At 70.7% G+C, this 24,138-nt stretch carries 20 protein-coding genes and 2 tRNA genes; 11 read left to right on the top strand and 11 right to left on the bottom strand.

Annotation, left to right across the window (positions count from 1 at the left end; translation table 11 throughout):
- Positions 1–230: 230 nt before the first annotated feature.
- Together tig and ACIQI8_RS14750 are read right to left on the bottom strand one after the other, a co-directional pair.
- On the bottom strand, positions 231–1,631 hold the full coding sequence (tig, locus tag ACIQI8_RS14745; RefSeq protein ID WP_402349217.1) for a trigger factor: 1,401 nt from the start codon (positions 1,629–1,631) through the stop codon (positions 231–233).
- 163 nt (positions 1,632–1,794) lie between these two features.
- Positions 1,795–1,871: transfer RNA gene (locus ACIQI8_RS14750), tRNA-Pro, on the bottom strand.
- Between the two features lie 166 nt (positions 1,872–2,037).
- Here ACIQI8_RS14750 and ACIQI8_RS14755 point away from each other — a divergent pair.
- A tRNA-Gly gene (locus ACIQI8_RS14755) sits at positions 2,038–2,111 on the top strand.
- Positions 2,112–2,181: 70 nt separating this feature from the next.
- Here ACIQI8_RS14755 and ACIQI8_RS14760 read toward each other — a convergent pair.
- On the bottom strand, positions 2,182–2,376 hold the full coding sequence (locus ACIQI8_RS14760) for a hypothetical protein (RefSeq protein WP_123999966.1): 195 nt from the start codon (positions 2,374–2,376) through the stop codon (positions 2,182–2,184).
- Positions 2,377–2,770: 394 nt separating this feature from the next.
- On the opposite strand from ACIQI8_RS14760, the gene ACIQI8_RS14765 reads away from it, so the two are divergent.
- Positions 2,771–3,874 (top strand): acyltransferase family protein, encoded by a 1,104-nt coding sequence (locus tag ACIQI8_RS14765; protein WP_402349220.1) that lies wholly within the window; start codon positions 2,771–2,773, stop codon positions 3,872–3,874.
- A 6-nt stretch (positions 3,875–3,880) separates the two neighbouring features.
- On the opposite strand, the gene ACIQI8_RS14770 is transcribed toward ACIQI8_RS14765, so the two are convergent.
- From ACIQI8_RS14770 to ACIQI8_RS14785, 4 genes are all read right to left on the bottom strand, one after another.
- Positions 3,881–4,324 (bottom strand): HD domain-containing protein, encoded by a 444-nt coding sequence (locus ACIQI8_RS14770; protein WP_402350453.1) that lies wholly within the window; start codon positions 4,322–4,324, stop codon positions 3,881–3,883.
- A gap of 14 nt (positions 4,325–4,338) precedes the next feature.
- Positions 4,339–6,771, bottom strand: a complete 2,433-nt coding sequence (locus ACIQI8_RS14775) for an ABC transporter permease (RefSeq protein WP_402349223.1) — start codon at positions 6,769–6,771, stop codon at positions 4,339–4,341.
- Positions 6,772–6,868: 97 nt separating this feature from the next.
- Positions 6,869–7,663 carry an ABC transporter ATP-binding protein gene (locus tag ACIQI8_RS14780; RefSeq protein ID WP_402349225.1) on the bottom strand — a complete coding sequence of 265 codons (795 nt, stop codon included), beginning with the start codon at positions 7,661–7,663 and terminating at the stop codon, positions 6,869–6,871.
- A 108-nt stretch (positions 7,664–7,771) separates the two neighbouring features.
- The gene (locus ACIQI8_RS14785; protein ID WP_402349228.1) at positions 7,772–8,953 is read right to left on the bottom strand and encodes a PP2C family protein-serine/threonine phosphatase; all 1,182 of its coding nucleotides are present in this window, start codon (positions 8,951–8,953) and stop codon (positions 7,772–7,774) included.
- A gap of 162 nt (positions 8,954–9,115) precedes the next feature.
- Here ACIQI8_RS14785 and ACIQI8_RS14790 point away from each other — a divergent pair, with 162 nt between their 5' ends.
- The gene (locus ACIQI8_RS14790) at positions 9,116–10,345 is read left to right on the top strand and encodes a GNAT family N-acetyltransferase (RefSeq protein WP_402349231.1); all 1,230 of its coding nucleotides are present in this window, start codon (positions 9,116–9,118) and stop codon (positions 10,343–10,345) included.
- Positions 10,346–10,554: 209 nt separating this feature from the next.
- Here the strand turns inward: ACIQI8_RS14790 and ACIQI8_RS14795 are convergent, their stop codons facing one another.
- Complete coding sequence (locus tag ACIQI8_RS14795) at positions 10,555–11,364, bottom strand: Fpg/Nei family DNA glycosylase (protein ID WP_402349234.1); 810 nt, start codon at positions 11,362–11,364, stop codon at positions 10,555–10,557.
- Positions 11,365–11,424: 60 nt separating this feature from the next.
- Positions 11,425–11,913, bottom strand: coding sequence for a ribose-5-phosphate isomerase (locus ACIQI8_RS14800; RefSeq protein WP_402349237.1), 489 nt, complete (start codon positions 11,911–11,913; stop codon positions 11,425–11,427).
- Positions 11,914–12,119: 206 nt separating this feature from the next.
- Here ACIQI8_RS14800 and ACIQI8_RS14805 point away from each other — a divergent pair, with 206 nt between their 5' ends.
- Positions 12,120–13,556: an amino acid permease gene (locus ACIQI8_RS14805; protein WP_402349239.1), complete on the top strand. Its 1,437-nt coding sequence runs from the start codon at positions 12,120–12,122 to the stop codon at positions 13,554–13,556.
- Here the strand turns inward: ACIQI8_RS14805 and ACIQI8_RS14810 are convergent.
- The gene (locus tag ACIQI8_RS14810) at positions 13,543–15,507 is read right to left on the bottom strand and encodes a protein kinase (protein ID WP_402350456.1); all 1,965 of its coding nucleotides are present in this window, start codon (positions 15,505–15,507) and stop codon (positions 13,543–13,545) included. The genes ACIQI8_RS14805 and ACIQI8_RS14810 overlap by 14 nt on opposite strands.
- 241 nt (positions 15,508–15,748) lie before the next feature.
- Between ACIQI8_RS14810 and ACIQI8_RS14815 the strand changes: the two genes are divergently transcribed.
- A complete protein-coding gene (locus ACIQI8_RS14815; protein WP_402349242.1) occupies positions 15,749–16,471 on the top strand; it encodes an LPXTG cell wall anchor domain-containing protein in 723 nt (240 codons plus the stop codon).
- A gap of 94 nt (positions 16,472–16,565) precedes the next feature.
- Here ACIQI8_RS14815 and ACIQI8_RS14820 read toward each other — a convergent pair whose 3' ends face one another.
- On the bottom strand, positions 16,566–17,138 hold the full coding sequence (locus ACIQI8_RS14820; RefSeq protein WP_402349245.1) for a biotin transporter BioY: 573 nt from the start codon (positions 17,136–17,138) through the stop codon (positions 16,566–16,568).
- Between the two features lie 432 nt (positions 17,139–17,570).
- Here ACIQI8_RS14820 and ACIQI8_RS14825 point away from each other — a divergent pair, with 432 nt between their 5' ends.
- From ACIQI8_RS14825 to ACIQI8_RS14850, 6 genes are all read left to right on the top strand, one after another.
- The gene (locus ACIQI8_RS14825) at positions 17,571–18,782 is read left to right on the top strand and encodes an ROK family protein (RefSeq protein WP_402349248.1); all 1,212 of its coding nucleotides are present in this window, start codon (positions 17,571–17,573) and stop codon (positions 18,780–18,782) included.
- Between the two features lie 240 nt (positions 18,783–19,022).
- Positions 19,023–20,087 (top strand): ABC transporter substrate-binding protein, encoded by a 1,065-nt coding sequence (locus tag ACIQI8_RS14830; RefSeq protein WP_402349251.1) that lies wholly within the window; start codon positions 19,023–19,025, stop codon positions 20,085–20,087.
- Positions 20,084–20,938, top strand: a complete 855-nt coding sequence (locus tag ACIQI8_RS14835) for an ABC transporter permease (protein WP_402349253.1) — start codon at positions 20,084–20,086, stop codon at positions 20,936–20,938. Before ACIQI8_RS14830 ends, ACIQI8_RS14835 begins: the two co-directional genes overlap by 4 nt.
- Complete coding sequence (locus ACIQI8_RS14840; protein ID WP_402349256.1) at positions 20,914–21,648, top strand: ABC transporter ATP-binding protein; 735 nt, start codon at positions 20,914–20,916, stop codon at positions 21,646–21,648. The genes ACIQI8_RS14835 and ACIQI8_RS14840 overlap by 25 nt, the downstream gene beginning before the upstream one ends.
- A 163-nt stretch (positions 21,649–21,811) precedes the next feature.
- The gene (locus ACIQI8_RS14845) at positions 21,812–23,155 is read left to right on the top strand and encodes an LLM class flavin-dependent oxidoreductase (RefSeq protein ID WP_402349259.1); all 1,344 of its coding nucleotides are present in this window, start codon (positions 21,812–21,814) and stop codon (positions 23,153–23,155) included.
- 45 nt (positions 23,156–23,200) lie between these two features.
- Positions 23,201–24,091: a TauD/TfdA dioxygenase family protein gene (locus ACIQI8_RS14850; protein WP_402349262.1), complete on the top strand. Its 891-nt coding sequence runs from the start codon at positions 23,201–23,203 to the stop codon at positions 24,089–24,091.
- The last annotated feature ends 47 nt before the right edge of the window (positions 24,092–24,138 follow it).

Genomic DNA, 24,138 nt, shown 5'->3' on the forward strand with positions numbered 1-24,138 from the left:
GGGTGTTCGCCGGGGGCGTATTGCCACCGGCGGTCAGCTGGTCGCCTGCGGGCGGCGGTGGATCTGTTCGTGGGCGACTGCGGGCCCGGTGGGGGCTTGTCGCGCCCGCGCGGCGGAGCCGCACATCGATACAGCCCCGCGCCCCTGAGGTCGGCATACCCAGGTAGGCGGACGGGCCCCGGGGTCAGTGTCCCCAGGGCCCGTTCTACGACCTGTGAAGCGCCCTCGGCTCAGGCCTCGGTCTTCTCCTCGGCCGGGGTCTCCTCGGTGGCGGCCTCCGCCGTCTCCGTGGTCGCCTCGACCGTTTCGGCCGTCTCGTCCTCGTCGTCGAGGTCGATGACCTCGCCGTTGGTGTCCTTGACCGTGGCGGCCTCGACCACGATGGCCAGGGCCTTGCCGCGGGCGACCTCGCCGACGAGGAGGGGCACCTGGCCACCCTCGACGACGGCCTGGGCGAACTGGTCGGGGGACATGCCGGAGGAGGCCGCGCGGCGCATGAGGTGCTCGGTGAGCTCCTCCTGGTTGACGTTCAGCTTCTCCTGCTTGACCAGCTCGTCGAGGACGAACTGGGTCTTGATGCCCTTGACCGCGGCCTCACGCGTCTCGGTCTCGAACTCCTCCTCCGTCTTGCCCTGGATCTCCAGGTACTTCGGGAGGTCGAGGCCCATCTGACCGAGCTGGTGGTGCTCCAGGTTGTGCTTGCGGGTGTTGATCTCGTCCTCGAGCAGCTTCTCGGGGACGGGCACCTCGACGAGCTCCAGGAGCTTGTCGAGCACGCGCTCCTGGGCCTGGGTGGCCTGGTCGTACTGCTTCATGTTCTCGAGGCGCTTGCGGCTGTCCGCCCGCAGCTCCTCCAGGGTGTCGAACTCCGAGGCGAGCTGCGCGAACTCGTCGTCCAGCTCGGGCAGTTCGCGCGCGGCGACCTGGGTGACCTTGACGGTGACCTCGGCCTCCTGGCCGGCCGCGGAGCCGCCCTTGAGCTCGGAGGCGAAGGTGGCCTCGCCACCGGACTCCAGGCCCTTGACGGCGTCGTCGATGCCGTCAAGGAGCTCGCCCGAGCCGATGGTGTAGGAGACGCCGCTGGCGATGCCGTCCTCCAGCACCTCGCCGTCGACCTTGGCCTCCAGGTCGATGGTGACGACGTCGCCGTCCTCGGCGGCCCGCTCGACCGGGGAGGTCGACGCGAAGCGCTCGCGGAGCTGCTCGACGGACTGGTCGATGTCCTCCTCGGTGACCTCGACGGCGTCCACCTCGACCTCGATGCCGGAGTAGTCCGGGATCTCGAGGGCGGGACGGATGTCGACCTCGGCGGTGAAGTTCAGCGTCTCGCCGTCCTTCAGGTCCGTGATGTCGACCTCGGGCTGGCCCAGGACGTTGAGCTCGGCCTCGTTGACCGCCTCCGTGTAGAACTTCGGGAGCGCGTCGTTGACCGCCTCCTCCAGGACCGCACCGCGGCCGAACCGCTGGTCGATGACGCGCGCCGGGATCTTGCCCTTCCGGAAGCCCTTCACCGTGACCTGCTGGTTGATCTTCTTGTACGCCGCGTCGAGGCTGTCCTTGAGCTCCTCGAAGGGCACCTCAATGCTGAGCCGAACCCGAGTCGGGTTCAGGGTCTCGACGGCGCTCTTCACGGTTGGGTCTCCTTGGGGGCTGACTTTAGGGATCGTGCCCGGCTGCAGAGACACGCGGGCATGCAGCTTGCATAGTAACGGCAGCGGCGACACGCCCCAAAGGCGATCAAGGGACGCGATCACCGGACGTGATCGCGTGAGTGCGCCGGTGTCGACCGGCAGCTGGTCGGGGTGGCGGGATTTGAACCCACGGCCTTCCGCTCCCAAAGCGGACGCGCTACCAAGCTGCGCCACACCCCGTCTGGTGCGACACGTAGGGTACATGCCCGCAGGCCCTTGGATCGCCGCATTTCACCAGCGCCGGTCACCGGCGGGTACGGACGGGAAACGGGGTGTGCGACGAGGGGTGGTGACCCGCTACGATGCCTTGTGTGCTGCGGTCGCTCCGACCTGCGGCGCGTGCTGTGCGGGCGTAGCTCAATGGTAGAGCACCAGTCTTCCAAACTGGCTACGCGGGTTCGATTCCCGTCGCCCGCTCCATACGGCATCAGGGCCCGGTTCATCCGAACCGGGCCCTGAGCGTTTTCACGCCCGTGGCCCCGCGGGAGACCTAGAACTGGATCGAGTTGATGGTCTCCGCTATGGAGTTCAGGAAGCGTTGGATGTCGTCGGCCATGCCGGTCGAGGCGAGGAAGAAGCCGAACAGCACGGCGACGATCGCCGGGCCCGCCTTGATGGATCCCCCCCTGAGCAACACCACCAGGATGATCGCCAACAGCAACACCACTGACAGCGAAATGGCCACAACTCATCACACCCTCGGTCGGTCCGCTCACCCGGCCCGGGGGACGCGACCTCGCGCACCCCGCCAGGACCATCGTGCCACCAACCCGGCCTCGGTATGCGGCCCGTGAGGCATCGTCGGCCACTCCTGTGCCCGACCTTTGCCTTGCCCATGAGCCCCTGAGCGCCCCAACCGGTAATTCGGCGGCATGGTTTCCATACCCACACAGTGTGTTCGCAGGCATTTCGAGCAGAAATTTCACAGGAGTTGACCGCTGCCGTTATGCGTCATTTCTTCGGGATTAAACGTGACAAGACGGGCGGCCGGAAGGCCTCCGGGACGCCTCCCAACGCGCCAACCAGGAATGACGCGGCGAGTTTTACGAATACGCGGGAGCGCCACTAGGGTGCCTCAGATGTTCCAAGAGGCGACCCGGCGCACACCCGACAAACAGCGCGACGCGTTCTTCGACAACGCCAAGTACCTGGCGATCGTGCTGGTCGCCATGGGCCACTCGTGGGAGCCGCTGAAGGGCGGCAGCCGCATCCTCGAGGGTGTCTACACGGTCGTGTACGCCTTCCACATGCCGGCGTTCATCATCATCTCCGGCTTCTTCTCGCGCAGTTTCGACATGCGCCCCGACCGCCTCAGGCGGCTGGTCACCGGCGTCCTCGTCCCGTACGTGATCTTCGAGACGGCGTACAGCCTCTTCCAGCGCTACGGCAACGACGACCCGGGCATGCGGATCACGCTGCTCGACCCGTGGTTCCTGACCTGGTTCCTGGTCGCGCTGTTCATCTGGCGGCTGACCACCCCGCTGTGGAAGAGCGTCCGCCGGCCGCTGCCGATCGCGCTCGGCGTGGCGATGTTCGCGTCCGTGTCGCCGGCGATCGGCGACGACCTGGACCTGCAGCGGGTGCTGCAGTTCCTGCCGTACTTCGTGCTGGGGCTGTGCCTGAAGCCGGAGCACTTCCGGATGGTGCGCACGCGCAGGATGCGGATCGTGGCCGTGCCGGTCTTCGCCCTCGCGCTGGCCATCGGCTGGTGGGCGGTGCCGCGGATGAACGCCGCGTGGTTCTACCACCGTGACGCCGCCCAGGAGTTGCTGGCGCCCTGGTGGTCCGGGCCGGTCATGGTGCTCGCGCTCTTCGGCTGCTCGGTACTGCTGACCGCCTGCTTCTTCGCCTGGGTACCGGGCCGCCGGATGTGGTTCACGACCCTCGGCGCGGGCACGCTCTACGGCTATCTGCTGCACGGTTTCGTCATCAAGGCCGGTGAGTACTACGGCTGGTTCGAGCCGAAGTGGCTGCACCGGCCGCTCGGCGAGATCTTCGTGACGCTCGTCGCGGGCGCCGTCGTCACCGCGCTGTGCACCGCGCCGGTGCGCCGGGTCTTCAAGTTCGCGATGGAGCCCGAGATGAGGTGGGCCTTCAAGCCCGACCCGGCGGACGCGGCCCGCGACCGCGAGACGCGGGAGCAGCAGGAACAGCGGGAGCGGCGCGAGAAGGTCTCCGCCTAGAACCTCTCAGTCACCGTCCAGGCCGAGAAGCGCGCGCATCCGCGCGTACTTCTCGGTCAGCCGTGTCCGGGTCGCCTCGTCGTCGAGGCGGGCGATACGGGCCGGGTCCGCGTTGTGCGCCAGGTCCGCGCGCTTCACCAGCAGGGCGCCCGGGGTGTCGAGAATGCGCTGGGCGTACGCCTCCGGGGCCTCCCCCGCCCGCTTGGTGACGGCGAGCACGATGTCCTTCGTACGCCGGCTCAGCGCGGCCTCCTCCAGCCAGTGCGCGGAGAGCGCGTCGTCCTCGACGGCGTCGTGCAGCCAGGCCGCCGCGATCTGGTCGTCGTCGCCGCCCCGCGCGCGTACGCCCTCGGCGACGGCCGCCAGGTGTTCGGCGTACGGCCGTCCCGCCTTGTCGGTCTGACCCTCGTGGGCGGCGCGCGCGGTGGCCTCGACCTCGGTCAGGGTCATCGGTTCGGTGCTGGTCACTCGTCCAGTGTCTCCTTGCGCAGGGCCGCGCGGGCGGGAAGGGTCACCGCCGCGAGGCCGAGGACGACGATCGCGCCGGCGAAGGAGCCGTAGATCAGCGGCGGGATGTAAGGCCCTTGTCCCGTCAGCCCGTTCATCATCGGGACCAGTGTGGCGAGGGCGATGGCCGTGCCGAGGGCGATGCCCGCGAGGGCGACCAGGAGGGCCTCCCAGCGGATCATGCGCAGCACCTGGCGGCGCGTGGAGCCGATGAGGCGGAGCGTGCCGAGTTCGCCGCGCCGGTCGAGGACGGTCATCACCAGGGTGTTGACGGCGGCGACGGCCGCGAACCCGCCGAGGACCCCGGCCATCACACCGTTCGCCCACGCGTTGAGCTCGCGGTCGACGGACTGCGCGGTGGTGTAGTCACCACGGTCCAGGACGGTACCGAAGGCCTTCAGCCCCTTCTCCGTACCGCCCTTCGTCCACAACTCGCTGTCGAAGGCGGAGCTGACGTGGGTCGCGAGGTCGGCGCGGGCCATGGTGACCTGGGACAGACCCATGCCACGTCCGTACGTCGCCACGAGCACCGGCGAGGCCTTGGTGCCGTCGGGCAGGCGCAGGGGGAACCGGTCGCCGACCTTGACGTCGACGTTGTCGGCGAGGGAGGCGTCGACGGCGATCTCCCCCGGTTTCAGCGAGAGTCGGCCGTGTTCCACGTCCAGATCCTGTACGGCGGTCAGGTCGCGGACGGAGCCGGTGACGCCCTGCGCGGTGGCCGAGTCCAGGCCGCCGGTGATCGGGACGAGCACGGAGGTCTTCAACAGGCCGATGGCGGCGGTGACTTCGGGGGCGCGCCCGGCCTGTCGTACGGCCTCCGGGGTGAGGCCCGGGTCGGCGGTGACGACGTGGTCGGCGAGGAGGCCGGCGTGCTGCTGGTCGGCGGTGACGCGTTCCTCGCTGGTGTGCATGAAGACGAGGACCGAGGAGAAGGCCATCGCGAGGACGATCGGGGTGATCGCGGAGGCCAACCGGCGGGCGTTGGTACGGGAGTTGGCGGCGGCCAGCGCGGCCGGGGCGCCGGCGCCGCGCAGCGGGAGGCCGAACAGGGCGGCGCATGCGCGGGCCACGAAGGGGCCGAGGAGCGCCACGGCGAGCATGAAGAGGCAGACGATGCCCAGGGCCGCGTTGGCCGCGTCCTCGCCCGTGAGGGAGGCGGACAGGCCCGCGCAGACGCAGCCGCCGGCCGCGGCGGCGATACCGAGGGGCGTGCGGATCCAGCCGGGGCGCAGCCGTTCCACGGACGCCTCGGTCAGGGCCTGGCCCGGCTTGATGCGGGAACTGCGGTGCGCGGCCATGTATCCGGCGCCGAGGGCGGTGAGCAGGACCGCGCCGGTCGCGGAGACGAGCGGGATCCAGGAGACGGCGAAGTCCACGGCCCGCGGGACCGCGCCCTTGTCCTTCAGCTGCCCGAGCCACCAACGGGCCAGGGCGATTCCGGGCAGACAGCCGAGGGCGCCGGCGAGCGGGGCGATCAGGAGGGTCTCGGTGGCGATCGTGCGGCGGATCTGGCGCGGGGTGGTACCGAGGGCGCGCAACAGGGCGAACTCCCGGGCGCGTTGGCCCACGGCGAGCGCGACGGTGCCGGCCGCGGTGAAGACGGCGACCATCGTGGCGATGCCGCCGAAGGAGCCGCCGATCCCCATGAGCGTCTCCTTGGCCTCGGCCAGGGTCGGATCCTGGACGCCGCCGCGGTCGCCGCCGGTGTGGACCTCGGCCCGCCCACCGAGGGCGTGCGCCACCTGGGACTTGAGGTCCTGCGTGCTGACTCCGCCCTTCGGGAGCACCGCGACGGCGTCGATCTTCCCCGGGTGGCCGGAGACCCGCAGCGCGTCGGAGTCGGCGAGCCAGACGGTGGCGTTGTGGGTGTCGGTGGTGCCGGAGACGCGGTAAGTGCGGGCGCCGTCCGGGGTGTTGAGGCTGACGCGCTCTCCGACGGAGGCCGCCTTCCCGCCCAGGACGACCTCGCCGGGGTGGGGCGCGCGGCCGGCGGTGAGGTGCTCACCGGTGAAGGTGGTGGAGGTCCAATTGTGGGCGGTGAGGGGGCCGTTGGGACTGCCGACGGGAAAAGTCACGTCGGCGACGGCTGCGCGTGCGCCGGGTGCCGAGGCCGCCGTGGCCGCGAGCGAGTCGTCGAGCCGAGCCCGGTCGGTGATCGGTTCGCTGTCGGCGCCGTCGCCGTGCCCGTAGTGGGCGCGTTGATCGGCGGCGACCACGACGGGGGCGGCGGCGTACCGGCCTGCGGGGACCTCGGCCCGTACGCCGGTCTCCAGGAGGATGCCACAGGCCGACGTGATCATCGCGGCCATGGCGAGGGCGACGAACGTACCGACGAACGCGGAGGGCCGGAAGCGGAGGGCCGCGCGGGCGAGGCCGTTGGGGGCGAACATCACGAGGTCCGTCGGGAGTTGGGGGTGGCTGGGGCAGGCAAGGTCGGCGGGGCGGTGGCCGGGAGGCCCGCGTGGGCGGGGTGCGGTGGGGTCGTCATCACGCCGCCGCGGGTGCGTAGGTCGGGCGGGTGGTGAGGGCCGTCATGCGGGACGCGATCGTCGAGGCCGGGGCGCGGTCGAGGTGGTCGGCCATCTCGCCGTCCGCCAGGAACAGGACGCGGTCGGCCCAGGCGGCGGCCGTGGGGTCGTGGGTGACCATGACGACCGTGGCGCCGTGGGTGTCGACGGCATCGCGGAGCAGGGCGAGGATCTCGGCGGCCGTCGTGGTGTCCAGGGCGCCGGTGGGCTCGTCGGCGAAGACCACGTCGGGGCGGGTGACCAGGGCGCGGGCGATCGCGACGCGCTGCTGCTGGCCGCCGGAGAGCTGGCCGGGCCGGCGGCGGGCCTTGTCGGCCAGGCCGACCTGGGCGAGTACCTCGGCGGCGCGGCGGCGGTCGGGGCGGTGGCCTGCCAGGCGGGTCGGCAGGACGACGTTCTGCTCGACCGTGAGGGACGGGAGGAGGTTGAAGGCCTGGAAGACGAAGCCGAGGCGGGTGCGGCGCAGGGCGGTGAGCTTGTTCTCCTTCATGCCGGTGATGTCCGTGCCGCCGAGGCGGACGGTGCCGCGCGTGGGGCGGTCGAGGCCGGCCGCGCACTGCAGGAACGTGGACTTGCCGGAGCCGGAGGGGCCCATCACGGCGGTGAAGCTGCGGCGGGGGAGGGTGAGGTCGATGCCGCGCAGGGCGTGTACGGCGGTGCTGCCGCGGCCGTAGCGACGGGTCACTCCGTGGAGTTCCACGGCCCACTCGCCCGGCACGTCCGGCATGCCTGTTTTCTTCCGGTCCGATGACATGTCTCGAACGTACGGATCGGAGGGGGCCGGGACGATGAGGGCGGCTGGCGGATCCGGCCGGGGGAAAACCCCACCGTGCCGTTTCTCGGCAGTCGTGCCGCCAGGAGGCTAAGCCTGCCTCGCCGCCGCCGTCGGACCTTCGCGGCACACCAGCAGCAGCGCCCTGTCGTCGTTCACGTCCTTGGCCACCGCCTCGATCAGGTGCCAGGCCGCGCCGTGGAAGCCGCCCGCCACATAGCGGTCGGCCTCGCCCGTGAGGCGGTCGATGCCCTCGACGATGTCCCGGTCGGAGGTCTCGACCAGGCCGTCCGTGAACAGCATCAACACGTCCCCGGGGCGCAGCGAGCCCTTCACGGGGTCGAACTGGGCGCCGTCGTACACACCCAGGAGGGGACCGTCGGCGGCCTTCTCCTCCCAGCGGCCGCTGCCCGCGCTGAGCTGGAGCCCGGGCGGGTGGCCCGCGGAGTAGAGCTCGTAGTCGCCGGAGTCGAGGTCCAGGACCAGGTGGATGGAGGTCGCGAAGCCCTCGTCCCAGTCCTGGCGGAGGAGGTAGCCGTTGGCCGCGGGGAGGAACGCGTGCGGGGGCAGGGAGCCCAGCAGGCCTCCGAACGCTCCCGACAGCAGCAGCGCACGCGACCCCGCGTCCATGCCCTTGCCGGAGACGTCCGTGAGGACCACCTCCATCGTGCGGCCGCCGTTCGTGCGGGCCGCGACCACGAAGTCGCCCGAGAAGGACTGACCGCCCGCCGGACGCAGGGCCATCTCCCGGTGCCAACCGTCCGGCAGCGTCGGCAACTTGCTCTGCACCCGGATCCGCTCACGCAGGTCGAACAGCATCGTGCCGCCCCGCCGCCACGGCACACCCACCCGGCTGCGGAACTGCGCGACCAGCAGTCCGAAGAACCCGCACGCGGCGACCACCAGCACCACACCGGGCGTGACCCGCGACGGCCCCTCGGTGTACGGACCCAGCTCGACGGACTCCACGATCAGCGCGGTGGCCGCGGCCGCGTAGAGCGCGAGCAGGCTCGCGGGACGCAGCAGCAGGCCGCCCGCGACGATCGGCAGGACCAGCGCGGCGGGCGAGCACCACACCGAGTTGGCGAGGGTCGTGGCCGCGATGATCGGGACGGTGAGCAGCAGTCCGGCCAGCGCGACCCAGTCGGAGCCGTCGCCGCGGAAGTAGTCCACGGCGCTTCGGCGCATGCCGACGCGAGCCCGGTGCCACTGCATCTTCAACCGGGCCGTGAACGTGTCGGCTTCCGCGCGCCGCTCTCGTCCTGCTGCCATTAGTTCGGGACCCTATCCATCGGACCAGCCGCTTGGCACGGGAGGTCCCACTTGTCCCCCGTCCGAGGCTCAACTTCACAGTGAACTTCACAGGAAGCCGATCCGTCGCCGTCAAGGAGAAATTCCCTCGCTCGTCACGCAATGCCCTGATAGGCATGGTTCATGGGGACTGACATGCGGGTGCTGCGGCAGGACGACTGGGACAAGTGGTACGACACTCTCATCCGCGCCTTCGGCGGGGTGCAGGAATCATCGGAGGAGCGGGCGCTGTGGCGCGAACGCACCGAGACGGACCGTTCGATCGGTGTCTGGGACGGTGACACGTGCGTCGGCACGGCGGGCGCCTTCGCCTTCCGGCTGACCGTGCCGGGCGGCGCCGCGGTGCCGGCGGCCGGCGTGACCATGGTCTCGGTGGCCGCCACGCACCGCCGGCGCGGGGTGCTGACGTCGATGATGCGGCGGCAGTTGGACGACGTACGGTCCTGGGGCGAGCCGCTGGCCGTGCTGACGGCCTCCGAGCCCGCGATCTACGGGCGGTTCGGGTACGGCGTCGGCACACACCACGCCAACGTCGAGGTGGAGACCACCCGGGTCCGGCTGTCCGTGCCGCCGGGCACCGACGAGGTGCGCCTGCGGTACGTCACTCCGGTCGACGCCGTCGACGCCTGCGAGGCGGTGTACGCGCGCAAGGTGGCCGGGCGGCCCGGCATGCTCGCCCGGGTGCCCGGATGGGAGCGGCTGTGGGTGCTGGACCCGGAGAGCGAGCGGGACGGCGCGTCACCGCTGCAGTGCGTGCTCGCGGAGCGGGACGGCGAGGTCGTCGGGTACGCGCGGTTCCGGGTGAAGCCCGACTGGGAGATCAACGGGCCCAAGGGCACGGTGATCGTGCAGGACACCGAGGCCCTCGACCCGGCGGCGCACGCGGCGGTGTGGCGGTTCCTGTTCGAGATCGACCTCACGTCGTCGCTGACCGCGCGCGGGCGTCCGCTGGACGAGGCGTGGCTGCACATGGTGTCCGACATCCGGCGCTGCGGGCTGCGCGTCCGGGACTCGCTGCATGTGCGTCTGGTGGACGTCGGAGCGGCACTGGAGGCGCGCACCTACCAGGCGCCGGTGGACGTGGTGTTCGACGTCGAGGACGCCTTCTGCCCCTGGAACACGGGGCGTTGGCGGCTGTCCGGCGACCAGAAGGGCGCGTCCTGCGCACGCACCGAGGACCGGGCCGATCTCGCCCTGTCCGTACGGGAGTTGGGGGCGGCCTACCTCGGCGGCGTGACCCTGGGCGCCCTCGCCGACGCAGGGCGGGTACGGGAACTGCGCCCCGGCGCGCTGGCGGAGGCGTCACTCGCACTCGCGTCCACGGCGACGCCGTGGCTGCCGCACGGGTTCTAGCACGCCACCTCCAGGGCGCGGAGCGCGCCTGAACACTCCCACTTCTGCCGTTGGTTGCGGCAGCAAGAAGGATCGCGGGCGGCGGGCCCGGCAGTGTCGGCCGCGCCGCCGCGGACGTGGGTGGGGATGTCGCTCGGGTGGCAAGGCCGCGGCTGACACCGCGGCCGCCGCACCCGCTCCACAACGCGGCGCGCCCCACCCGGACCAGGTCAGCGCTGCTGGCAGCCCGGGCACCAGAACAGATTGCGGGCGGCCAGGCCCGCGGTGCTGATCTCGCCGCCGCAGATGTGGCAGGGGAGGTTCGCCCGGCGGTAGACGTAGACCTCGCCGCCGTGGTCGTCCACGCGTGGCGGGCGGCCCATCGCCTCCGGCAGGTGCTCGGGGCGGACGGTGTCGATGCGGTTGTTGCGGACGCCCTCGCGCATGAGGCCGACCAGGTCGGCCCAGACGGCGTCCCACTCGGCCGGGGTGAGGTCCTTGCCCGCGCGGTAGGGATCGATGCCGTGCCGGAAGAGGACCTCGGCGCGGTAGACGTTCCCGACCCCCGCGATCACCTTCTGGTCCATGAGAAGTGCGGCGATCGTCGTACGGCTGCGGGAGATCCGCCGGTACGCCGTCGCCGGGTCGGCGTCCGCGCGCAGCGGGTCGGGGCCAAGGCGCCCGTGTATCGCCCGCTTCTCGGTGTCCGTGATCAGCGCGCAGGTGGTGGGGCCGCGCAGATCGACGTACGAGGTGGTGTTCGCGAGCCGTAGCCGGACCGTGTCGGTGGCCGGCGGGGCGGGCGCGTCGCCGAAGGTCACCTTGCCGAACAGGCCGAGGTGGATGTGGACCCAATCGCTGTCGCGGAAACCCAGGAAGAGGTGCTTGCCGTGGGCCTCGGTGCGGGTGAGTCCGGCGCCGTCGAGGAGTGCTGCTGCGTCCGAGAACTTGCCCTGGGGGCTGGTCACCCGTGGTGCCGTGCCGGCGAAGCGGTCGGCGTAGTCCGACGCCAGCCGGTGGATCGTGTGCCCCTCTGGCACGGTGTCCGTTCCTTTCCAGCCCCGGGGACCCGGTCCCCGGGGGCGGCCCGATGGTGAGGCTCAGTCCTGCTGCGGGTGGTGGGCCGGGATCGGGGGCAGTTCGCCCGTCGTCTCGTACGCGGCGAGCATCTCGATCCGGCGGATGTGACGCTCACCCTCGGAGAACGGGGTGCCCAGGAAGGTCTCGACGAACTTCGTGGCCTCGTCCGCGGTGTGCATACGGGCGCCCACGGCGACGACGTTCGCGTTGTTGTGCTGCCGGCCCAGCGAGGCGGTCTCCTCGCTCCAGGCCAGGGCCGCGCGGACGCCCTTCACCTTGTTCGCGGCGATCTGCTCGCCGTTGCCCGAGCCGCCGATCACGATGCCGAGGGCCTCGGGGTCGGCCGCCGTGCGCTCCGCGGCGCGCAGACAGAACGGCGGGTAGTCGTCCTCGGCGTCGAAGATGTGCGGGCCGCAGTCGACGGGCTCATGGCCTGCCTCTTTGAGCCACTCCACGAGGTGGTTCTTGAGTTCGAAGCCGGCATGGTCGGAACCGAGATACACACGCATGGTCCGAGTGTGACACGGCTGTTTCGGGGAAGCAGCGCCGGGTGTCCAGCCGGAAAAATCCGCCCTCCACCACCGAACCTCAAGAAAACCTCAAGTAACGATCTGGATTCAGAGGTTCACGAATCAATTCGCCTCGGATTCACTGGACCGACCCGTACACCCCCCGGTACGGGAGACCGCTCACCCGGCGCAAAGGAATTCCCCCCATGACTGGTCTGCAGGCCGGACTCAAGAACCGGCATCTGTCGATGATCGCCATCGGTGGCGTCATCGGCGCCGGCCTCTTCGTCGGTTCCAGCTCCGGCATCGCGACCGCGGGCCCCGGCATCCTGCTGTCGTACGCCCTCGTCGGCACGCTCGTCGTCCTCGTGATGCGGATGCTCGGCGAGATGTCCGCCGCGAACCCCACCTCCGGCTCCTTCTCCGCCCACGCCGACCGCGCGCTCGGCCGCTGGGCCGGGTTCTCCATCGGCTGGCTGTACTGGTTCTTCTGGGTCGTGGTGCTGGCGGTGGAGGCCACCGCCGGTGCCAAGATCCTGGAGGGCTGGATCCCGGCCGTGCCCCAGTGGGGCTGGGCGCTGATCGTGATGGTGGTGCTGACGGCCACCAACCTGGTCTCGGTCGGCTCCTACGGCGAGTTCGAGTTCTGGTTCGCCGGGATCAAGGTCGTCGCGATCGGCGCGTTCATCGTCGTCGGCGCGCTCGCGGTGTTCGGCGTGCTGCCGGGCGTGGACAGCGACAAGGCGGGCCTCGGCAACCTCACCGACCACGGCGGCTTCCTGCCCCACGGCCCCGGCGCCATCCTCACCGGCGTCCTGCTCGTCGTCTTCTCCTTCATGGGCAGCGAGATCGCCACCCTGGCCGCGGGCGAGTCCGAGGACCCGCAGCGCGCGGTCACCAAGTCGACCAACAGCATCATCTGGCGGATCGGCGTCTTCTACCTGGGCTCGATCTTCATCGTCGTGACCCTGCTCCCGTGGGACGACGCCTCGATCAAGGACCAGGGCTCCTACGTCGCCGCCCTCGACTCGCTCGGTATCGCGCACGCCGGCCAGATCATGAACTTCATCGTGCTGACGTCGGTGCTCTCCTGTCTCAACTCCGGCCTCTACACGGCCTCCCGCATGGCCTTCTCGCTCGGCGAGCGCGGGGACGCGCCGAAGGCGTTCGCGCGGACGACCTCTCGCGGTGTGCCGCTGACCGCGATCGTCTGCTCCGTCGTCTTCGGTTTCGTCGCCGTCTTCTTCAACTACAAGTTCCCGGACTCGGTCTTCCTCTTCCTGGTCAACTCCAGTGGCGCGGTGGCCCTGTTCGTCTGGCTGGTCATCTGCTTCTCGCAGCTGCGCATGCGGCGGATCATCCAGGCCGAGGCGCCGGAGAAGCTGGTCGTGAAGATGTGGCTGTACCCGTATCTGACCTGGGCGACGGCCGGGTTGATCGTGTTCGTGCTCGCCTACATGCTCACGGACACCGAGCACGACGGACGCGAGACCGTACTGCTGTCGCTGCTGGTCGCGGCGGTCGTGCTCGCCATCGCCTTCATCAAGGAGCGGGTGCGGCGGGGCACTTCGAGGGCCGCCTTGGGCGTGCCGGCCCAAGGCGAGCCCGCCGACGCGCCGGTGGCCAAGGTCAAAGCACCGTGAAGCTGTCCTTGACCGTGTCGTAGGTCCTCAGGGCCTGGGCTTCGATCGGCGGCTGGTACCAGGTATTGATCTGGTACGACCTTCCCTCCTGGTCGAAGCCCAGCAACTGGGCGTGCCACTGGACGCCCTTGAGCGTGAACGTGTACTCCCACACGACGGCCGGGTTGCCGCGGAAGGTCGTCCGCTCCAGCCGGATCTTCCGGTAGCCCTGGCCCTGGTGGGCGTTCTGCTCCGAGGTCTCCCAGCTCCGCATCAGATCACCGCGGGCGATGGACGACTTGCCCACGAGCTCCTGCCCGCCGTCCGGCGAGGTGTAGTGCACCTCCGCCCCCGTCTTCAGATCTCGCCGCCAGCCGGTGGGTGTCGCCCACGCGAACCCACCGGCTTCGCGGTGCGCGCCCGGCGGCAGGCTCTGCGGGCGCGCGGTGCCCTCGACGGTGGGCGATGGGCTGGAGGGGCCGGAGGGAGATGTGGATGCGGACGAGGAGGCCTGCGGGGACGTGGACCCGTCCGCCCGATCGCCGCCCGCTGAGCCGGAGTTGGCCAACAGGACGACCGCGACGACGGCACCGGCGGTGACCACTCCGACGGCGGCCATGACAGCCGCACGGCGACGACCGCGACTCGGGGTGGCCGGGACCGCGAGGTCGGGGAGGTCGGCCGCGGGTGTGCGGAGGGGATGGGGGCCCAGGTCGGGACGGGGTGCGGCGGAACGGGTGGCCGGGGCAGGGCTGTTGGCGGGTTCGGGACGCTGTTGGGTCACGGCCTGGGCGCGGACCAGGGAGACGCCCGAGCGCCGTTGGGTGGGCGGTGCCGACGGCGTGATCGGGATCTCGGTGGGGGTCGGGGACTGCGACTGGACTTCCGAATGGGCCTCCGAGCGCAGTTCGGAGTGGGCTTCGGCGGAGGCGGGGCGCTGGGTCGGCGGCGCGTCCTCGATGGGTTCGGCCAGCCGTGGGTCGCGGGGCAGGCGGAGGACCCGGGTGTGGACGGAGGGCGGAGGCGGTGGTGGGGGCGGGGGCGGGGTGGACGGGTCGGGCTCCTCCGCCCGTACCGGTTCCTCTTCCTCCCCTTCGGCCGCCTCTCCCTCGGCCTCCGCTCGTACCTCCCCTGCCGTCCCTGCCTCCTCTGTCTCCCGCACCTCCTCCGGCTCTCCCGCGGGCGCCTCTCCCCCGCCCACGGGCAACGTCACCAGCGTCGGCGGGAACGCCACCGGGCGCAGGGCCGCCTCCAGTTCCTCCAGGCCGGGACGGACCGTGGGGTCCTTCTCCAGGAGCGCGGCCAGGATGTCCCGCAACGGGCCTGCCGCGAGGGGCAGTTGGGGCTCCTCGTAGAGGACCGCGTGGAGCGTGGCCAGCGTGGTGTCGCGGGAGAAGGGGGAGCGGCCGCCGAGCGCCGCGCAGAGGGTCGCGCCGAGGGACCAGATGTCGGAGGGCGGGCCCTGGGGGCGGCCGGATATGCGCTCGGGCGCCATGTAGTCGGGCGAGCCGACGAGCATGCCGACCATGGTGAGTGCCTTGGCGTCCTGCATCGCGGCGATGCCGAAGTCGGTGAGGACGACGCGCTCTCCGGCGTCCTCCACCAGGACGTTCCCGGGCTTGATGTCCCGGTGCAGGACGCCGCGTTCGTGCACCTGGCGCAGCGCGGTGACCAGGCCGACGCCGATGCGGGCGGCCTGGCGCGGGTTCAGGGGCCCGTCCTGCACGGTCATCTGTTCCAGGGAGCGGCCGACGACCAGCTCCATGACGATCCACAGGCGTTCGCCCTCGTCGACCACGTCGTACACGCGCACGACGTTGGGATGGTCGATCCGGGCGGTGGCCCGGGCCTCGCGCAGGGTGCGTTCGCGCCGGGTCCTGGTGTCCTCCGCGTCCAGGCCGTCTATGCGCATCTCCTTGACGGCGACCGGGCGGTCGAGTATTTCGTCGGCGGCTCGCCACACCCGCCCCATTCCCCCCTGGCCGATACTTTCGACCAGGCGATAGCGCCCCGTCACCAGCAACCCTGGAACCCCACCGCTTCTCGTATTTCCCGTATTCCCCGGCAATCCGCTGCACCCCCTCGGTTATCCCCACCACGCCTGTACGGATACACAATGGTCACACTTCATGCCGTACCAGCATAGTGGTGAGAAATCTTGTGGTAGCTCTTCAAGTACTGCGAATTCAGGCGCAGCCAAGGGGGATGTGAACATGAGTTCTCGTCGCACGACGACCATCGTGGGATCGCTGGTCGCGGCATCTTTCTCGACGGTGATGATCCTTTCGTTCACCGCCAGCGCGGACGATCAGGGTCCCGCCAGCGGCAAGGGCGGAAAGGCCGTCGACGAGGCACCCGCGGGTGTGAAACTGACCACCACCCTGCCCTCGAAGATCTCGGTCGACAACGGCTCGCAAAAGACGGCGATCACCGCCGCGGTGAAGAACGAAGGGACCAAGGACAGCGGAAAGATCCAGCTATTGGTCGTCGGTTTCGACGGCCTCACGGTCAAAAGCGTTCAAGGCTGTTCCCAGATCGACACAGCGAATCTTCCGGAGGGTTCGAACAGCGGATTCGCCTGTCCCATCGACAATCTCGCGGCCGGAAAGTCGAAGTCGTACGCGGTGGACGCCACGTACGACCTGAGCAAGACCGGCAAGATCTGTCTGCCCGTCCAGACCGGCGACGGGAAGAAGACGTACTGGCAGCAGGGCCCGGTCCCGTTCGGTACGACGAACCCGTCGCCGAACGCTCCGGCCACCCCGCTGCTCCTCGGCACCGACAACAAGCCGGTGGCGCCGGGCGGCGACGAACTGCCCAAGACCGGTCCCGCCAGTGACGTGCTGCCGCTGGGGGCGGCGGGCGCGACCCTGCTGGCGGCCGGCGCGGCCGGGCTGTGGTGGTCGACGAGGAAGCCGTCGGCGCGGCGCGCCTGAGCACCGCGAGGGGGCGGGAAACACCGGGAAACACAAGAAGAGGCTCGCCGGGTCGTACGCGACCCGGCGAGCCTCAAGCACAACAGCAGGCAGATCAGCCCTTGTTCGCGATCTTCCAGGCCGTCGGCAGCAGGCCCATCGCCAGCGCCGCCTTCAGCGCGTCGCCGAGCAGGAACGGGGTGAGGCCGGCCGCGATCGCGGCGGACGCCGACATGCCGGCCGCGACGGCGAGGTACGGCACGCCGACGGCGTAGATGATCGCCTCGCCGAGCAGCATCGTGGCCGCCATGCGCGGCACCGAGCGGTCGGCGCCGCGGCGGGCCAGGGCGCCGACGGCGGCGGACGCCAGGATCATGCCGAGGATGTAGCCGAAGGAGACGGAGAGACCGGAGGCGAACCACGGCATCCCCGCGAGACCGGCCAGCGCGTACACGGCGAGGGCGGCGACCCCGCGGCGGGCCCCGAGGCTGGTGCCGACGAGCAGCGCGGCGAAGGTCTGGCCGGTCACCGGCACCGGGGAGCCGGGCACGGGAACGGCGATCTGGGCCGCGAGGCCGGTGAGCGCGGCGCCGCCGAGCACCAGCGCGAGGTCGCGGACGCGGGAGGCCGGGAGCAGGTCGGCGATGACCTTGCCGGTGGCGACGGGGGCGGCTGTGGCGGTGCTCATGGGGACTCCGCGGTTCGGGGCAGTCGGGGACAGAGTGACGCTAACCCGGGGCACGCGCGCCGATCACCGTCAGCGCCCGACAAAGGGGGGCGCGGGGTGTTCGTGGGCTTCGGACAAAGAGTGCCGCCTACACCGGGTTCGGCGTGATACCCGTCACTGAGGCAGGGGCGTTTCGCTCACCTCGTGGTCACGGGCCGAGCTGTCGGGTCCCGCCAAACGAATCCTAGTGGTCTGGTCGGATTCACCTTCTCTGGCCTACCCTTCCCCCATGGATGCCCAGGCCCGGAACTTCTCGTCGCGTCGCCACGTCGACCTGCGACGCGTCGGCGCGAGCGGCTGTCGCCGGACCTAGCGAGGCGGCGGAGCGGATCCGGTGCGCCTCGAATCGAGTGACGGCGCACTGTCGGACCCGTTCCCGAGGATGAAAACGCCATGGCATCCACGCTCACCTCCGTTCCCGCCCCTCCCCTCTCCACGTCCGTGCAGCGCGCCGCCGATCCCGATCGGCGGCGGACGAGCGCGAGCCACGTACTGCGGTCCGTGCTGGAGCACGGGCCGGTGGCGCGCAGCACCATCGCCCGGCTCACGGGTCTGTCGCCCGCGTCGGTGACGGACTACTGCGCCCGGTTCACCGAACTCGGCCTGATCCGCGAGGCGTCGGCGCCCCGGCGCTCAGGCGGCGTGGGGCGGCCGCATGTGCCGGTCGATCTGGACGACTCACGGTTCGTGGTCGGCGGGGTGCATGTGGCCGTGCCGTACACCACGGTCGCGCTGCTCGATCTGCGTGGACAGGTCGTCGCCCGGCGGGAGTTGAAGCACGAGCGCACCGATCCGGGGTGGGTGCTGGCACGCGCCGCCGAGGGGCTGGACGCGCTGCTCGCCGAGGCGCGCGGCAGCCGGCCGCTGGGCGTCGGGGTGGCCGTCGGCGGCTGGGTGGACCGCGACTCGGGGACCGTCGTCGAGCACGGGCTGCTGGGCTGGCGGGACGTCCCGGTGCGGGAGACGCTCGGCGCGCACACCGGGCTGCCGGTCCATGTCGACGGCCACGCACGGGCGTTGGTCAACGGCGAGCGGCTGTTCGGGCGGGCGCGGGGCAGCCGGAGCGTGCTGCACCTGTTCGTCGGCAATGTCGTCGACTCGGCCTTCGCCGCGGGCGACGAGGTGCACCACGGGCCGCGCTCGCAGGCCGGCGTCATCGCGCATCTGCCGGTGCCGGGCGGCACGGAGCCCTGCGAGTGCGGTCGGTCGGGCTGCCTGCAGGCCGAGTTGAGCGAACGGACGCTGTGCCTGCGGGCGCGGCGGGCCGGTGTCGTCGACGGGGTGAACCCGATGCACGTGCTCGCCGCGGCGGCGGCAGGCGACGAGCGGGCGGTCCGGCTCCTCGTGGAGCGGGCGCGCGCCGTCGGACGGGCCGTACGGCTGCTGCTCGACGTGCTCAACCCGGAGACGGTGGTGGTGACCGAGATCGGGGTCATGCACCGGGAGGACTGCCTCGCCGCGCTGCGCGAAGGGGTCGGCGACGAGCGGGCCGGGTCCGTCGTGCCGACGAGTTTCCCGGACTCCGTGCTCGCGGTGGCGGGCGGTTCGGTGGTGCTGGACGTGCTGTACCGGGATCCGCTGAGTGCGTCGCCGGAGGCGCTGTGAGCGCGTCGCCGCAAGCACCGCGCGTGCCTCACCTGAGGCTACTTAATTCAGAAACTCCGAATGTTGACAGGGCATGCCGGTGACCAGGAGCATCCTTCTCATGACCTGTCGCACCCTTTGTTGCTGACGCGGTGACGCGCCCGGAGCGCGTATCTCTTCCTGCGTGAATTCCCTTTCCTCGGGCCCTCTGCGCCCGGAATTCCGCCTGCTTTCCCACCTCCGTACTCAAGGGGCCCTCCCATGCCTTCTCCCACTTTTTCCGGTGTCGACCGGCGTCTCTTCCTTGCCTCCGCGCTCGGTGTCGCGGCGGTCGGGCTGACCGGCTGCGCGGGCGGTACCACGGCCTCCGCGAAGTCGGCGGCCGACCTCTCCGCCCCGCTCGCCGAGAAGGTCCCGGCCGGCACCAGCCTGAAGATCTCCTCGTATCTGAACACCCAGCAACTCCAGTTCAAGCTGGCGAAGCTGCCGAAATTGCCGTTCACGGTGTCGAGTTGGCTGAACATCGGGGCCGGTCCCGATGTCATCAACGCATTCCGCGCCAAGTCCCTGGACCTGGCGAACAACGCCGGTATTCCACCGATCCAGGCCCACTATCAGGGTTTCGACGCGAAGATCGTGGCGATCAACGTCACCCGGAAACCCAACTATCTCTTCGCCACCAAGCCCGGCAGCGACATCCGTACGGTCGCCGACTTCAAGGGCCGCAAACTCGCCTTCTCCCAGGGCCAGGCCCAAGGGGTCGTGCTGCTGCGGGCGTTGAAGGAGGCGGGGCTGAAGTACGACGAGGTGAAGCTGGTCCCGCTGACCAGCAACCAGTTCCTCACCGCCCTGCAGTCGGGCCAGGTCGACATCGCCCCGCTCGCCAACAGCCAGGCGCCCGCCTATCTCCAGCAGTACGGGCCCAAGGGCGCCCACACCATCGACACGGACGTCGTCGACCTGCTCAACCTGCTGTGGGCGCCGGCCTCCGTGCTGGCCGACCCGGCGAAGGCGGCGGCGGTCGCCGCGTACATCCCGCAGTGGGCGCAGGGCCAGGTGTGGCAGTACGAGCACCCCGACACCTGGAACGAGGAGTTCTACGTCAAGACGCAGAACCTGACGCTCGCCCAGGCCGAGGGCATCACCAAGCTCGCCAACAAGCCCTTGTTCCCGCCGAGTTGGGACGAGGCGGTGAAGTGGGAGCAGGAGACCGCCGACCTGCTCGCCGAGGGCGGCTTCGTGAAGAGCTTCAAGGTCGGCTCGCTCTTCGACCGCCGCTTCGAGGCCATCGCCGCGCGGGCCGTACCGGCGGAGTACCGCACATGAGCGCCGTGAGCACCACCACGGTGAGCGCGGGCGCGGTGGCCGCCGAGGACGACACCGTCCACCGGGTGCGCAGGCGCCGCCGCCTCTCCCCCGGCAGAAGGCTGCCGGCCGCCCGGATGATCGGGCCCGCCCTGTTCATCGGCCTGTGGGCGATCGCCTCCGCCGCCGGGCAGTTGGATCCCGGGGCGATCCCGGCGCCCTGGACGGTGGCACGGACCGCCGGGCGGCTGTGGACCGACGGCACGCTGCCGACCGATGTGCTGACCTCGCTGGAGCGGGCCGCGTACGGCTTCGCGATCGGGCTGACCGCCGGGGTCGCGCTGGCGCTCGCGTCGGGGCTCAGCCGGGTCGGGGAGGCGCTGATCGACGGGACCGTGCAGCTCAACCGGGCCATCCCGACGCTGGGTCTGATCCCGCTGTTCATCCTCTGGCTGGGCATCGGCGAGACCTTCAAGATCGCGATCATCGCGATCGTCGTCTACATCCCGATCTACCTGAACACGCATGCCGCGCTGTCCGGCATCGACAGCCGGTACGTCGAACTCGCCGAGGTCCAGGGTCTGTCGAGGATCCAGTTCGTCCGGCAGATCGTGATCCCCGGCGCGCTGCCCGGATTCTTCGTGGGACTCCGGCTCGGTGTCACCGGCTCCTGGCTGGGCCTGGTGGTCCTGGAGCAGATCAACGCCACCAGCGGACTCGGTTACATGATGTTCCAGGCCACCAACTACGGCCAGTCCGACGTGATCCTCGTCGGTCTGCTCATCTACGGGGTCTTCGGCCTGATCTCCGACAGCGCGGTCCGTCTCATCGAACGGAGGGTGCTGTCGTGGCGCCGCACACTGAGCAACTGACCCGGCCCACCGCGGTCCGACTGCGCGGCCTCACGCGGTCGTTCGAGGGGCGTACGGTCCTCGACGGCCTCGACCTCGACATCCCCGCCGGGCAGTTCGTGGCCCTTCTCGGGCACAGCGGGTCCGGCAAGTCCACGCTGCTGCGGGCCGTCGCGGGCCTGGACCACGAGGTCGCGGGGAGCGGTCGACTCGCCGCCCCGGAAAGGGTGTCGGTCGTCTTCCAGGACTCCCGGCTGCTGCCGTGGCGGCGGGTGCTGGACAACGTACTGCTGGGACTCAGGACCGATGGGGAGGAGAAGGGGCGGGCCGCTCTCGCGGAGGTCGGTCTCGCCGGGCGGGAGCGGGCCTGGCCGGGTGAGCTGTCGGGGGGTGAGCAGCAGCGGGCGGCTCTTGCGCGGTCGTTGGTCCGAGAGCCTGAGCTGTTGCTCGCCGACGAGCCGTTCGGGGCGCTGGACGCGCTGACCCGGATCAAGATGCACGCGCTGCTGCGGGAGTTGTGGGAGCGGCATCGGCCCTCGGTGCTGCTGGTCACCCACGACGTGGACGAGGCGATCGTCCTCGCGGACCGGGTGCTGGTGCTGGATGCCGGGCGCGTCGGGCTCGACCTGACCATCGATCGCCCCCACCCCCGCTCCTATCGCGATCCTCTCCTCGGTGACTACCGGGAGCGGTTGCTGGCAGCGCTCGGTGTGACGGAGGACGTGGGGTAAGGGCCGGGTTTCTCGCCCCCGCCGCCCCTACCCGTCCCATCTCCAGGGGCTCCGCCCCTTCGACCCCGCCGGGGGCTGCGCCCCCAGACCCCCGCTTCGGCCTGAACGGCCTCGTCCTCAAACGCCGGACGGGCTGGATTGCCGTCACCCTCCAAGGACACCCATGACTCGCCAACTCCACCTCAACGCCTTCCTCATGAACACCGGACACCACGAAGCCTCCTGGCGGCTGCCCGAGAGCGATCCGTACGCGCACGTCCGCCTCGATCACTACGTACAGCTCGCCCGGAGCGCCGAGCGTGGGACCTTCGACTCGCTCTTTCTCGCCGACGGGCCGCAATTGTGGAACAACCTCGCCCAGCGGCCGGCCGGTGCGTTGGAGCCGCTCACGCTGCTCACGGCGCTCGCGACGGCGACCGAGCACATCGGGCTGATCGCCACCGCGTCCACGTCGTACAACTCGCCCTACAACCTGGCCCGGAAGTTCGCGTCGCTGGACATCATCAGCGGCGGCCGGGCGGGGTGGAACATCGTCACCACGGCCGGGGCCGAGGCCGCACGGAACTTCGGGCTGGATGCCGAGCCCGCGCACGCGGAACGGTACGCGCGGGCCGCCGAGTTCCTCGACGTGGCGCTCAAGCTCTGGGACAGCTGGGAGGACGACACGATCCTCGCGGACAAGACCGCCGGGGTGTGGGGTGACGACGCGAAGATCCATCCGCCTCGGCATCGGGGGGAGTACTTCAGCGTCGAGGGTGCTCTCAACGTGCCGCGCACGCCCCAGGGTTATCCGCTGCTCGTGCAGGCCGGCTCGTCCGAGGACGGGAAGGCGTTCGCCGCGCGGTACGCCGAGGCGGTGTTCACCGCGCAGCAGACCATCGAGGACGCGCGGGCCTTCTACGCCGACCTCAAGTCCCGTACGGCGGCGGCCGGTCGGGACCCCGACCACATCAAGGTGCTGCCCGGGATCGTGCCGGTGCTCGGCTCGACGGAGGCCGAGGCGCGGGCCAACGAGCGGCTGCTCGAGGACCACATCGTGTACGAGCACGGCGTGGACCGGTTGGAGCGGCTTCTTCAACTTCCCGCCGGGACGTTGGAGTTGGATGCCCAACTGCCGGCCGACCTGCCTTCCGAGGACGCCGTCGAGGGTGCCAAGAGCCGCTACACCCTGGTGGTCGAGCTGGCCCGGCGCGACCGGCTCACCGTGCGGGAGCTGATCGGACGGCTCGGCGGCGGGCGCGGTCACCTCACCTTCGCCGGCACGCCCGAGCAGGTCGCCGACGCCATCGAGACGTGGTTCACGCAGGGCGCGGCCGACGGCTTCAACATCATGCCGGCGGTACTGCCCTCGGGACTGGAGGCCTTCGTCGACCACGTCGTGCCGATCCTGCGCGCCCGTGGACTGCTGCGGAGGGAGTACGGCGCCCGGCAGACCCTGCGGGAGCGCTACGGGCTCCCCCGCCCCGCCAACCAGTACGTCCGGACACCCGCCCCCGCCCTCGTCTGACCTGCTCGCCAGCTCACCTGTTCACCCGCCCGAAAGGAACCCGGCATGTCCATCGAGATCACCAAGGTCACCGCGCACATCGGCGCCCGCGTCTCCGGCGTCGACATCTCCCAGCCGCTGGCGCAGGACACGGTCGCCGCCGTCCGCGAGGCCCTCAACACCCACAAGGCCCTGGTCTTCGACGACGTCCACCTCGACGACGCCGGTCAGGAGGCGTTCGCCCGGCACTTCGGCGACCTCACCACCGCCCACCCGACCGTGCCCTCCGTCGCCGGCGCCCCGAACGTGCTGCCCGTCGACAGCGAGCAGGGCCGCGCCAACCACTGGCACACCGACGTCACCTTCGTCCTCAACCCGCCGCAGGCCAGCACCCTGCGCAGCATCACGCTCCCGCCCTACGGCGGCGAGACCCTGATCACCAGCTCGGCCGCCGCCTACCGTCAACTGCCGCAGCCGCTGCGCCAGTTGGCCGACACCCTGTGGGCCGAGCACACCAACGACTACGACTACGCGGTGCCGACGGAGGACATCGACGACGACAAGGCCGCCCAGCGCGCCCAGTTCACGTCCATCAAGTTCCGTACCGCCCACCCCGTGGTCCGCGTCCACCCGCTGACCGGTGAACGCGGCCTGTTCATCGGCGGGTTCGCGCAGCGGATCGTGGGTCTGTCGGTCGGCGAGTCCCGCAAGATCCTCGACCTGCTCCAGTCCTACGTCACCCGCCCGGAGAACATCCTGCGCCACCGCTGGTCCCCCAACCAGCTCGTCCTCTTCGACAACCGCATCACCCAGCACTACGCCGTCGACAACTACGACGGCCTCCCCCGCCGCCTGAACCGCGTGACCGTCGCCGGCGACGTGCCCGTCGGCGTCGAGGGCAAGGAGAGCTACGCGATCGAGGGGGACGCGTCGCACTACACGCCCGTAGCGGCGTAAGGACCTGCCGTCCCGGTAGGGACCCGCCGTCCCGAAAGACCCCCCGC

This window comes from Streptomyces sp. NPDC092369, from assembly GCF_044755245.1.
GTDB lineage: Bacteria > Actinomycetota > Actinomycetes > Streptomycetales > Streptomycetaceae > Streptomyces.

Bases quoted from the DNA above. Each gene is read 5' to 3' on its own strand.
- ACIQI8_RS14765 (WP_402349220.1), top strand. From the start codon at position 2,771: ATGTTCCAAGAGGCGACCCGGCGCACACCCGACAAACAGCGCGACGCG.
- ACIQI8_RS14770 (WP_402350453.1), bottom strand. From the start codon at position 4,324: ATGACCCTGACCGAGGTCGAGGCCACCGCGCGCGCCGCCCACGAGGGT.
- ACIQI8_RS14775 (WP_402349223.1), bottom strand. From the start codon at position 6,771: ATGTTCGCCCCCAACGGCCTCGCCCGCGCGGCCCTCCGCTTCCGGCCC.
- ACIQI8_RS14780 (WP_402349225.1), bottom strand. From the start codon at position 7,663: ATGTCATCGGACCGGAAGAAAACAGGCATGCCGGACGTGCCGGGCGAG.
- ACIQI8_RS14785 (WP_402349228.1), bottom strand. From the start codon at position 8,953: ATGGCAGCAGGACGAGAGCGGCGCGCGGAAGCCGACACGTTCACGGCC.
- ACIQI8_RS14790 (WP_402349231.1), top strand. From the start codon at position 9,116: ATGGGGACTGACATGCGGGTGCTGCGGCAGGACGACTGGGACAAGTGG.
- ACIQI8_RS14800 (WP_402349237.1), bottom strand. From the start codon at position 11,913: ATGCGTGTGTATCTCGGTTCCGACCATGCCGGCTTCGAACTCAAGAAC.
- ACIQI8_RS14805 (WP_402349239.1), top strand. From the start codon at position 12,120: ATGACTGGTCTGCAGGCCGGACTCAAGAACCGGCATCTGTCGATGATC.
- ACIQI8_RS14810 (WP_402350456.1), bottom strand. From the start codon at position 15,507: ATGGGGCGGGTGTGGCGAGCCGCCGACGAAATACTCGACCGCCCGGTC.
- ACIQI8_RS14815 (WP_402349242.1), top strand. From the start codon at position 15,749: ATGAGTTCTCGTCGCACGACGACCATCGTGGGATCGCTGGTCGCGGCA.
- ACIQI8_RS14820 (WP_402349245.1), bottom strand. From the start codon at position 17,138: ATGAGCACCGCCACAGCCGCCCCCGTCGCCACCGGCAAGGTCATCGCC.
- ACIQI8_RS14825 (WP_402349248.1), top strand. From the start codon at position 17,571: ATGGCATCCACGCTCACCTCCGTTCCCGCCCCTCCCCTCTCCACGTCC.
- ACIQI8_RS14830 (WP_402349251.1), top strand. From the start codon at position 19,023: ATGCCTTCTCCCACTTTTTCCGGTGTCGACCGGCGTCTCTTCCTTGCC.
- ACIQI8_RS14835 (WP_402349253.1), top strand. From the start codon at position 20,084: ATGAGCGCCGTGAGCACCACCACGGTGAGCGCGGGCGCGGTGGCCGCC.
- ACIQI8_RS14845 (WP_402349259.1), top strand. From the start codon at position 21,812: ATGACTCGCCAACTCCACCTCAACGCCTTCCTCATGAACACCGGACAC.
- ACIQI8_RS14850 (WP_402349262.1), top strand. From the start codon at position 23,201: ATGTCCATCGAGATCACCAAGGTCACCGCGCACATCGGCGCCCGCGTC.